The organism is Proteus sp. G4415, from assembly GCF_963896075.1.
In the GTDB taxonomy this organism is placed as follows: Bacteria; Pseudomonadota; Gammaproteobacteria; order Enterobacterales; family Enterobacteriaceae; genus Proteus; species Proteus mirabilis.
Window position 1 is genome coordinate 79,904 of the sequence record NZ_CAWQOK010000070.1, and the last position, 6,061, is coordinate 85,964.

The 6,061-nt window shown below is 41.5% G+C and carries 3 protein-coding genes and 2 rRNA genes; 3 read left to right on the forward strand and 2 right to left on the reverse strand.

The features are described 5' to 3' along the window. Positions 1-6 precede the first annotated feature (6 nt). From AACU95_RS08860 to AACU95_RS08870, 3 genes are all read left to right on the forward strand, one after another. Positions 7-2,667: a bifunctional acetate--CoA ligase family protein/GNAT family N-acetyltransferase gene (locus AACU95_RS08860; RefSeq protein ID WP_141192170.1), complete on the forward strand. Its 2,661-nt coding sequence runs from the start codon at positions 7-9 to the stop codon at positions 2,665-2,667. Between the two features lie 188 nt (positions 2,668-2,855). Then, a complete protein-coding gene (pssA, locus tag AACU95_RS08865; RefSeq protein ID WP_004246096.1) occupies positions 2,856-4,214 on the forward strand; it encodes a CDP-diacylglycerol--serine O-phosphatidyltransferase in 1,359 nt (452 codons plus the stop codon). A gap of 147 nt (positions 4,215-4,361) precedes the next feature. Beyond that, positions 4,362-4,709, forward strand: coding sequence for a YfiM family lipoprotein (locus AACU95_RS08870; protein ID WP_049208109.1), 348 nt, complete (start codon positions 4,362-4,364; stop codon positions 4,707-4,709). A gap of 93 nt (positions 4,710-4,802) precedes the next feature. Here the strand turns inward: AACU95_RS08870 and rrf are convergent. Both rrf and AACU95_RS08880 read right to left on the reverse strand, forming a co-directional pair. Next, positions 4,803-4,918, reverse strand: a 5S ribosomal RNA gene (gene rrf / locus AACU95_RS08875). Between the two features lie 111 nt (positions 4,919-5,029). After that, positions 5,030-6,061: ribosomal RNA gene (locus tag AACU95_RS08880) — 23S ribosomal RNA — on the reverse strand; the annotation flags it as partial.

The following is a 6,061-nucleotide window of genomic DNA, read 5'->3' on the forward strand; positions in this document are numbered from 1 at the left end:
GTTGATATGAGCCAGCGAGGCCTTGAAGCACTATTACGTCCTAAATCAATTGCGGTGATTGGCGCCTCTGACAAAGTAGGCAGAGCAGGAACCACAATGATGAAAAACTTACTCAGTGGTGGGTTTAATGGGCCAGTCTTTCCAGTCAATCCGACTCGCAATTCTGTTTCTGGTGTTTTTACTTATCCTTCTATTGATAAACTCCCCCAAGTACCAGACTTGGCAATTATCTGTACTCATCATCGCCGCAATCTTGAACTTCTTGAGCAATTAGGTCAATCAGGCTGTAAAGCCGTGATTGTTCTTTCAGCACAATCAGAACAATTTCAAGCTATTAAGACACTCTGCCAGCAATACCATATTCGCTTGTTAGGTCCAAATAGTTTAGGTTTATTAGCCCCTTGGCAAGGCTTAAATGCCAGCTTTTCACCCCTTCCTGTAAAAAAAGGCAAATTGGCATTTATCTCACAATCAGCAGCAGTAGCTAACACCATCCTAGATTGGGCGTATTACCGCAATATTGGCTTTTCCTATTTTATTGCATTAGGTGATAACCAAGATATCCAAGTTGATGATTTACTGGATTTTCTAGCAAGAGATAGTAAAACCAGTGCAATATTACTGCATTTAGAGCATATTCATGATGCAAGGCGCTTTATGTCTGCCTCACGTAGTGCATCACGCAATAAGCCAATACTAGTTATAAAAAGTGGTCGAACACAAAAAGCCCAATTACTCTTAGGCGATACGCCAAGTTATGATGTAGCTTATGATGCAGCCTTCCAACGCGCAGGACTGTTACGCGTACAAGATACTCATGAGATGTTTTCAGCGGTTGAAACCCTCAGTTATATGACGCCATTAAAAGGCGAGAAACTGATGATCATCAGCAATGGTTCCGCTCCTGCGGCAATGGCCGTAGATGAATTATTTTTACAGTCAGGCAAATTAGCACAATTATCTGCTGATACTCAGCAACAATTGCAAGCCATTGTGCAAGACACATCTGCTATTCGTAATCCGCTTAATTTAGGTGATGATACCACGGTAGAGCGCTATATTAGGGCAGTGAATTGTCTATTAGATAGCCATGATCATGATGCATTACTCTTAATTCATACACCAAGTGCTATTGCACCAAGTATTGAAACAGCACAAAAAGTTATTGAAGCAATTAATAAGCACCCCAGAAGAAAATGGCTCACTCTATTTACTAATTGGGGAGGCGAATATTCATCTCAACAATCACGTAAATTATTTAGTGAAGCGGGTATTCCCACTTATCGCACTCCTGAAGGCGCAATTACCGCTTTTATGCATATGGTGGAGTACCGCCGAAACCAAAAACAACTAAAGGAAACGCCGGCATTACCTTTAGAAATAAAAATGAACACCCAGCAAGCCCATCGCTGTATTGAAGACGCTCTCGACAAAAAACAGTATCGCCTTGATACACACCAAGTCCAGCCCATTATGGAAGCCTATGGCTTTAATACTTTACCTACTTGGATTGCTCATAATGCACAAGAAGCGGTCAGTATTGCAGAAAAAATAGGTTATCCGGTCGCGCTGAAATTACGCTCTCCTGATATACCTCATAAATCGGAAGTTCAGGGGGTTATGTTATATTTAAGAGACAGCAATGAAGTTGAATCGGCTGCACATGCCATTATCGAGCGGGTAAGCGAGCTTTACCCACAAGCGAAAATTCAAGGACTATTAGTACAAAGTATGGCAAACCGTGCAGGCTCCCAAGAGCTACGTGTTGCGATTGAACAAGACCCCATCTTTGGCCCACTAATTCTATTAGGAGAAGGAGGCGTTGAGTGGCAAATCGAAACAAAAGCTGCCGTTGCTTTGCCACCACTTAATATGGCGCTAGCTCGTTATCTGGTCATTAATGCAATAAAAAGTGGCAAGCTCCAACCTAGAAGTGCATTACAACCACTGAATATCCTAAGCTTAAGCCATTTTTTGGTGCAAGTTTCACACTTACTATTAGATTGTCCACAAATTGTCAGGCTCGACATACATCCGTTGTTAGTATCGGGTAATGATTTCACTTTGTTAGACGTGGCTATGGAGCTGTCACCAATCGAAGGCGATCCTCATCAAAAACTTTCTATTCGCCCGTATCCCAATGAATTAGAAGAAACTTTCTTTTTAAGAGATAACAAACCTTGTTTTATTCGACCTATTTTGCCTGAAGATGAACCTCTACTAAAAACTTTTATTAATCAAGTGACCAAAGAAGATCTCTATTATCGCTATTTTAGTGAGATCAGCGAATTTACCCATGACGATCTCGCTAATATGACACAAATTGATTACGATCGTGAGATGGCTTTTGTCGCCATTCGCCACCCTCACGATGATCCAGAAATTATTGGTGTTGCTCGAGCTATGGCAGATCCTGATAATCAACAGGCTGAATTTGCTATCTTGGTACGCTCTGATTTAAAAGGTAATACACTGGGTCACCAATTAATGATGAAATTAATCAACTATACTAAGGCTCATGGCATCAAACGGTTAACTGCCATTACCATGCCTGAAAATCGTAATATGATAAGTCTTGCTAAAAAATTAGGGTTTTCTGTGGAAGTACAGTTTGATGAAGGAATAGTCAATCTCAACTTGCTTCTTGATCCTATCAGTGATGTATAGTGATAAAATCGCGAATAGAAAATTTCTGAATGTGATTATTCACACATCCTAAGAGAAATTCACTCTATAAGATGATTTTATGCGTACATCCTATATAACTAATGTTATGATCAGAAGATCGGTTACAGAATTTTTTACATAGAAGATGACTCTTTTAGTCATCATAAACAAGAGAAATAAGCACTGTGATGTTGTCTAAACTAAAACTTGCTAAGCATCAACAACACCTTGCACAACTGCCTAAATTAGCTCAGTCAGTTGCTGATGTTGAAACGCTTTATCAGACATCCGCGTTTCGCAGCACCTTATTGAAATATATCGCGCAAGCTCAAAAAGAGATTTTTATTACCGCACTCTATCTAGAACATGATGAAGCGGGCGAGGAGATCCTTGAAGCACTTTATACCGCAAAACAACAACGTCCTGAACTTTCCATCACCGTTATTGTTGATTGGCATCGTGCTCAACGCGGTCGTATAGGTGTCTCTGCTGATGCAACAAATGCAGATTGGTATCATAAAGTTGCACAACAGCATCCTGATGTTGACGTCCCTATTTATGGTATTCCTGTTAATACACGTGAAGCATTAGGCGTATTACATCTAAAAGGGTTTATCTTTGATGATACGGTTATTTACAGTGGTGCAAGTATTAATAACGTCTATTTGCATAAACTTGATAAATACCGTTATGACAGATATCACATCATTCATAATGCTGAACTCGCAAACACAATGAAGCAATTCATTGTCGATAGCCTTTTGCAATCAGATGCTATTCAACGTCTTGATTCAGAAGAGAGAGTGCGTTGTGCAGAAATTAAAAATTGTATCCGTCAATTCCGCTTTAATTTACGCACACATGATGGTTACGATATTAAAGGAAATGCCTCAAATAATCAGTTAACAGTGACTCCATTGGTCGGCTTAGGCAAGAAAAATATCTTGAATAAGACTATCTCCCACCTCATGGCCGTGACTGAAGAAAAGTTGGTTATTTGTACACCTTATTTTAATTTACCTGCTATTTTGGTACGCCAAATTAGTCATTTACTGAGAAATGGTAAACAGGTTGAGATTATTATTGGTGATAAAACGGCAAATGACTTTTATATTCCGCCAGAAGAGCCCTTTAAAATAATAGGTGCTTTGCCTTATTTGTATGAGATTAATCTTCGTAAATTCACCCAACGTTTTCAACGTTTTATTGATAATGACCAATTAACAGTAAGGCTTTGGAAAGACGGTGATAATACCTATCATTTAAAAGGCATGTGGGTTGATGATGAGTGGCAATTAATTACAGGTAATAATCTAAACCCTCGAGCTTGGGGATTAGATCTTGAAAATGCCATCTTAATTCACGATCCACATCATGAATTACATGAACAACGCCATAAAGAGTTAGCTTGTATCAGAGAAAAAACACTGATTGTTAAAAGTTATCAACAATTAGAGAGTATTAAATTTTACCCTCTAAAAGTGAAAAAATTAATTAAACGTTTACGGCGTATCCGTGTTGATAGACTAATTAGTCGTATACTCTAATTTAAATATACTGCTAAGCACTATTTATAAGCCTTACTTAAAATAAGTAAGGCTTTTTTGTCGCTATAATCCACTATACTTCAACTTATTAAGATTTAAGCTCAACTATCTAACGATCAAGATATAGTAATAAGGCGTGGATATTATATGAAACTAAAGCGTAATGGCTTCTATCTGATAGTTTTACTTTCACTCGTCACGTTAAATGGTTGTCAATCCTTTCATGTTGCCAATGATAATTGGCAAGGAAAAGATAAAGCACAGCATTTTTTATTTTCTATGGTAGCCTCCGCGGGAGCTAATGCTTACGCAGATCATCAGAACTATTCTTATCGAGAAGGATTAGTTATTGGCTTATCCTTTTCAATAAGTTTAGGCGTCGCTAAAGAGCTTTATGATAGTCGACCACAAGGTACGGGATGGAGCTGGCATGATTTTGCTTATGATGTGGCAGGAGCCGCTGCTGGCAGTTTACTCTATCAGCAATTGAAATAACTCTTTTCCTAAGTTAAGGGATAATATTGAGAATAAAAAATATCAAACGCAAAAAAGCCAACCCAGTGGGTTGGCTTTCTCGTCTTATTTAATGCTTGGCAGTTCCCTACTCTCACATGGGGAGACCCCACACTACCATCGGCGCTACGGCGTTTCACTTCTGAGTTCGGCATGGGATCAGGTGGGACCACCGCGCTATGGCCGCCAAGCAAATTCTGTCTATTACTCGCTTCCTTCCTTTCGGTGAGTCGCCAGTAATTTAATCTTGAACAAGCTGACTTCATCGTTTCGTCTCTCTGACAAAACACTTTCGGTGTTGTCAGGTTAAGCCTCACGGTTCATTAGTACTGGTTAGCTCAACGTATCGCTACGCTTACACACCCAGCCTATCAACGTCTTAGTCTTAAACGTTCCTTTAGGTCACTTAAAGTGACAGGGAAGACTCATCTCGAGGCAAGTTTCCCGCTTAGATGCTTTCAGCGGTTATCTCTTCCGCACTTAGCTACCGGGCAATGCCATTGGCATGACAACCCGAACACCAGTGGTGCGTTCACTCCGGTCCTCTCGTACTAGGAGCAACCCCTCTCAATCTTCCAACGCCCACGGCAGATAGGGACCGAACTGTCTCACGACGTTCTAAACCCAGCTCGCGTACCACTTTAAATGGCGAACAGCCATACCCTTGGGACCTACTTCAGCCCCAGGATGTGATGAGCCGACATCGAGGTGCCAAACACCGCCGTCGATATGAACTCTTGGGCGGTATCAGCCTGTTATCCCCGGAGTACCTTTTATCCGTTGAGCGATGGCCCTTCCATTCAGAACCACCGGATCACTAAGACCTACTTTCGTACCTGCTCGAGCCGTCACTCTCGCAGTCAAGCTGGCTTATGCCTTTGCACTAACCGCATGATGTCCGACCATGCTTAGCCAACCTTCGTGCTCCTCCGTTACTCTTTAGGAGGAGACCGCCCCAGTCAAACTACCCACCAGACACGGTCCCCGACCCAGTTTATGGGCCTAGGTTAGAACATCAAACGTTAAAGGGTGGTATTTCAAGGTTGGCTCCATGCAGACTGGCGTCCACACTTCAAAGCCTCCCACCTATCCTACACATCAAGGCTCAATGTTCAGTGTCAAGCTATAGTAAAGGTTCACGGGGTCTTTCCGTCTTGCCGCGGGTACACTGCATCTTCACAGCGAGTTCAATTTCACTGAGTCTCGGGTGGAGACAGCCTGGCCATCATTACGCCATTCGTGCAGGTCGGAACTTACCCGACAAGGAATTTCGCTACCTTAGGACCGTTATAGTTACGGCCGCCGTTTACTGGGGCTTCGATCAGGAGCTTCGC